This window comes from bacterium, assembly GCA_019912885.1.
Lineage (GTDB): Bacteria > Lernaellota > Lernaellaia > JACKCT01 > JACKCT01 > JAIOHV01.
The window spans coordinates 1-4,724 of the sequence record JAIOHV010000110.1; the positions used below are offsets into that span (position 1 = coordinate 1).

A 4,724-nucleotide genomic window follows, 5' to 3' on the forward strand; every position below is an offset into this window, starting at 1 on the left:
CGAAGCGGCGCGCGCGCGTCGCGTCCGATCTCGCGCACCGCGTTCCACAAGGCGTCGACGGCGTTCGTGCTTGTCAGAACGATCCAGTCAAAGGTGTCGAGCGCGCGCGCCGCTTCGAGCAACGGTTCGCGATCCGCCGGCTCCGCGATGGCGATGAGCGGCACTTCGACCACGCGCGCGCCAAGATCCGCGAGCCGGCGCGATAAATCGGCCGCCTGATGCGTCGCGCGGGTGTTCATCACCGTGACGCCAAATAGGGGGCGTTTCTCGTACCAGACCATTTCGTCGCGCAAGCGCACGACCTCGCCGACGACAACGAGGCACGGCGGCGCAAAGCGACGCTCTTCGGCGATCTGAGCGATGTCGGCGAGCGTGCCGACGGCCGTGCGTTGCCACGGCGTCGTCCCGCGCTCGATGAGTGCCACGGGCGTCGAATCCGGCATGCCGTGTGCGATGAGCCTTTCGCGAATGTGCGGAAGCGTCCGCACGCCCATGAAAAACACGAGCGTGCGCATCGGCCCGGCCAGAAGGCTCCAGTCGAGATCCGACGCCTCCTTCGCCGGATCCTCATGCCCCGTCGAGACGCACAGCGTGACCGAATACGCCCGGTGCGTGACGGGGATGCCCGCGTAGGCCGGTACGGCGATCGCCGCGGACACGCCCGGCACGACGACAAACGGAACGCGCGCCGCCGCGAGATGCGTCGTCTCCTCGCCGCCGCGCCCGAACAGGAACGGATCGCCGCCTTTCAATCGACAGACGATTTTCCCCCCGCGCGCGCGATCGATAAGGATTTCGTTGATCTCGCTTTGCCGTAGCGCATGATCCGCCGCGCGCTTGCCCGCGTAGATCAGCTCCGCGTCCGGCCGCGCCTCGTCGAGCAACTCTCGCGGCGCGAGGTTGTCGTACACGACGACATCCGAGTCGCGCAGGCACGCCCGGCCGCGCACCGTGATGAGCCCCGGATCACCCGGCCCCGCGCCGACGATGTAAACGATGCCGGTCATCGCGCGAAAAGAGAAAAGAGGAAAGAGGAAAGAGGAACGCGTTCGTGCATGGACGCTATTTTCTGCTTTCTTTTTTCTATTTTCTATTGCGACGCTCTATCCGATCGGCTCATCGCCGAATTGCTCGCGGACCTCGGCGAGCACCTCGCCCGCGCCGTCGGCGACGAGGCGGTCCGCCAGGCGCCGCCCGATCCCGGCGGCTTCACTTGCCGCCCCATTCTCGCGGCCACGGAAGATTCGCGTACCGTCGAGGCTCGCCACGACGCCGTCGAGCACAAGCCGGTCGCCGTCAACGCGCGCGTGCGCGCCGATGGGAATCTGACAGCCGCCCTCCAGCCGTGCGAGAAACGCGCGCTCCGCGTCGGTCGCGAGGCGCGTGGGTGCGTGATCGAGCGTCGCGACAATCGCGGCGGTCCTGGCATCGCCCTCGCGGATCTCGATGCCGATCGCGCCCTGGCTGACCGCCGGCAGCATCTGGTCCGTCTCAAACGGGTGCGTGATCTGATCGAGCCACCCCATGCGCGAGACGCCCGCCATCGCGACGACGGTGCCGAAGAGATCCTCAGACGTCTTGCCCTTGCGGATGCGCGTGTCGAGGTTGCCGCGAATATCGACGATATCGAGATCAGGCCGAAGCGCGAGAAGCTGCGAGCGCCGCCGCAACGATCCGGACGCGATGCGCGCGCCCTTTGGCAAATCGGCAAACGCCAGGCCGCCGCGGCCAATCCACGCGTCGCGCACGTCCTCGCGCTCGGTCACCGCGCCGATCGAAAGGCCGTCAGGCACCTGCGTCGGCAGGTCTTTCAGGCTGTGCACCGCGAGGTCCGCCTCGCCGCGCAACAGCTCGTGCTCGATCTCCGCGGTGAACAGGCCCTTCCCGCCGATGCGCGAAAGCGGCGCGTCCAGGATGCGGTCGCCGGTCGTGTGCACGATACGCACGTCGAATTCGATATCCGGGAAACGCACGGCGAGAAGATCGCGCATCATGTGCGTCTGTTTCAGGGCAAGCTTGCTGCCGCGACTGACGATCGCGACGCGGCGGGCCGTCATGTTCAGGAAACGGAGGCGAGCGCGACGCGGATCGACGCCGCGACCTCGTCGTGCTGGGGCGTGGACATGTCACCGCGCTTGAGCGCCATGATCGGCTCGTGCAGGACCTTGTTGACGAGGCGGCGCGTCATGGCCTCGACCTCCCCCATCTTGTCTTCGGGCATGACGCGCGCGATCTTTTCGAGTTCTTCCTGGCGGATGCGCTCGGCCGTCTCGCGAAGCTGGGAGATGACCGGCGTCGCCTTCATCGACTCGTGCCAGTCGACAAACGCGGTGCGCGCGTCTTCCACGATGCGGAACGCCTGATGACGTTCCTTGTGCCTGGCGTAGAGATTTCGCGCGACGTGCTCGCGGATGTCGTCCAGGTCGTAGAGGCGCGTGTCGCGTTCGTCGCGGATTTCGAGCGCGACATCGCGCGGCACGGCCAGGTCGATGTAGTAGCGCCGGGCCGGGCGCGCGGCCTGCGCGGCGCGCGCGTCCTCGACGGGGATGACGACATCCGGCGCGCCGGTGGCGCTGATGATGACGTCGGCGTCGATGAGCGCGGCGGCAAGATCGTCGAGCGCCACCGCGCGCCCGCCGTATTTCGCGACGAGCTCCTCGGCGCGCTCGAGGGTGCGGTTCACGAAAATCAGTTCCGCCGCGCCGAGCTTCACGAGGCGCTTGGCCGCCAGATCGACCGCCTTGCCCGCGCCGACAAAGAGCACACGCTTGCCGGTCATGTCCGGCAGGTGATGCTCGACGATGTCGCACGCGACCTGGCTGACGGAGGTCGATCCGCGCGACACGCCGGTTTCGGCGCGCACGCGATGCGCCACACGGAACGCGGCGTGGAACAGCTTGTTGGTCAACGTGCCGTTGGCGCGGCAGGCGACCGCCGTTTCGTAGGCGCGCTTGGCCTGGCCGGTCACCTCGTGCTCGCCGAACACCATCGAATCCAGGCCCGACACCACGCGGAACAGGTGATCGACCGCGTCCGCGCCGTCATGCACGTAAACGTGCGGCAGGAGGTCCTCCGCGCGATAACCCTTCCGTCGCGCGAAAAAGTCCACGAGCATGTCGAGCGGCAGGACGCGGCACGCGTACGCGACGTAGATCTCGGTGCGGTTGCAGGTGGAGAGGATGACCATCTCCTCGACGATTGCGCCGATCGGATCGGGACGGCCGTCGCCCGCGCCGCGCCACGCCGCGAGCGCGGCCTGCGCATCCTCCGGCGTGAACGAAAACTGACCGCGGGCGTCAAGCCCCGCCGTCTTGTGGTTTATGCCAACAACCGCGAGGCGCATGCCTCCACCTCCCGCTTCGCTTCCTCCGCCCGGCCTTCGCGCAAAAGCGACAGCGTGGGCAGGTCCATGAGCTTGTCCAGGATTTCGCACCGCGCGCTGTAATCGAGACGGCTCTCGTCCATTAATCGATTGCGCACGTCGGAAAGGATCTGAAGCCACTGGCCGTATTCGGGACCGAAGTTTTCCTCGATCGTCTCGCGCACGCGGCGCGCCGCAGAAGGCACGCGGCCGTGCGTGGAAATCGCGATCGCCAGATCGCCCCGGCGCAATACCGACGGATAGAAAAAATCGCAAAGATGCGGCACGTCCACGACGTTGACGGGAATGCCGCGCTCGCGCGCTTCCGCCGCCGCGCGCCGATGCACCTCCGTGTGATCCGTCGCGCAAACGGCCAGCGCCGCGCCCTCGAGATCGCCCTCGCGATATTCGCGCGGCGCCCATTCGATCTCGCCTTCCTCGGCCAGCTTGCGGAGATTGTCGTCCACGGTCGGAGCGATGACGAATACGCGCGCGCCGCATTCAAGAAGCGACCAGATCTTGCCCTCGGCGACCTTGCCGCCGCCGATCACAACGCACGGTCGCCCGTCGAGTTTCACGAACATCGGGAAGAGCGGTTTGGAGGTGTTCAACATCGCCTATTTCACTTCCAGTTTTCGGGGGGTCGACTTCCGCTTGCTACGAGCCCCTCGGCGTTGGACAAAAATTAGCCAAAATCAGCAAGTTACGGGCGAAAACCTGACAATGCGATGACACCCCGCGTCATGGCCGCGCGACACTAATGTTTTGCAGAAAATTCAATAGGTTAGGCGACTTGACCTGCGTCAATTTCGAGGCAGAAAATCAGGCCCATTTTGGTCCTGTTTTTTTTGGGCTGTCGCCAGAAGCGCAGGCGTCCCGCCTGCTTCGATTCGGACGTCTATCCGCAGACTACGCCGATTGCGCAGATTGTTGCGAAAGCCCGGGAGCGCCGAACGCCAGTTCGGCCGATGAAGACGCGCGTTGTGGTAGCGCGTTGCGGACCGCTCGCTTGCGCGCGCGGCACCGACATCGCGAAACGCCGTCGAAGCAGGCGGGACGCCTGCGCTCCCAGGATCCCTCTTACAAATTCAGCACCATCCACTGCGCGAGCCGGTCCTGCCTGGCGTCCACGTCTCCCGTATCAAGAAACGGCGTCGCGTCGAAAAACGCCGCGCCCGTCGCTTGCGCGATCTTGCGCGCGGTGTCGGCCGGCAGCGCGCGCCAGGCGGAAAGCGGTGTGGCGTCATCGGCCGGCGCCATCGCGCCGAATCCGCCGATCACCCCGCGTCGCACATCGCGTCCCGCGCTCGCGAGCACGCGCGCCATTTCCAGGATGATCGCGTCGCGCACCTCGGTGCGAAGC

The 4,724-nt window shown here is 66.3% G+C and carries 5 protein-coding genes; all 5 read right to left on the minus strand.

What is annotated here, in order from left to right:
- A partial coding sequence (gene cobA, locus K8I61_09400) for a uroporphyrinogen-III C-methyltransferase (GenBank protein ID MBZ0272242.1) occupies positions 1-1,007 on the minus strand: 1,007 nt, incomplete at its 3' end.
- A 96-nt stretch (positions 1,008-1,103) separates the two neighbouring features.
- On the minus strand, positions 1,104-2,057 hold the full coding sequence (hemC, locus tag K8I61_09405) for a hydroxymethylbilane synthase (protein MBZ0272243.1): 954 nt from the start codon (positions 2,055-2,057) through the stop codon (positions 1,104-1,106).
- A gap of 2 nt (positions 2,058-2,059) precedes the next feature.
- Positions 2,060-3,343, minus strand: coding sequence for a glutamyl-tRNA reductase (hemA, locus tag K8I61_09410; GenBank protein MBZ0272244.1), 1,284 nt, complete (start codon positions 3,341-3,343; stop codon positions 2,060-2,062).
- Positions 3,319-3,975, minus strand: a complete 657-nt coding sequence (locus K8I61_09415) for a bifunctional precorrin-2 dehydrogenase/sirohydrochlorin ferrochelatase (GenBank protein MBZ0272245.1) — start codon at positions 3,973-3,975, stop codon at positions 3,319-3,321. The genes hemA and K8I61_09415 overlap by 25 nt, the downstream gene beginning before the upstream one ends.
- A 466-nt stretch (positions 3,976-4,441) precedes the next feature.
- On the minus strand, positions 4,442-4,724 hold a 283-nt coding region (locus tag K8I61_09420), incomplete at its 5' end, for a hypothetical protein (GenBank protein MBZ0272246.1).

What these genes read in the sequence shown, in the direction of transcription:
- hemA (MBZ0272244.1), bottom strand. Translation starts at nt 3,343, where the DNA reads ATGCGCCTCGCGGTTGTTGGCATAAACCACAAGACGGCGGGGCTTGAC.
- K8I61_09415 (MBZ0272245.1), bottom strand. Translation starts at nt 3,975, where the DNA reads ATGTTGAACACCTCCAAACCGCTCTTCCCGATGTTCGTGAAACTCGAC.
- hemC (MBZ0272243.1), bottom strand. Translation starts at nt 2,057, where the DNA reads ATGACGGCCCGCCGCGTCGCGATCGTCAGTCGCGGCAGCAAGCTTGCC.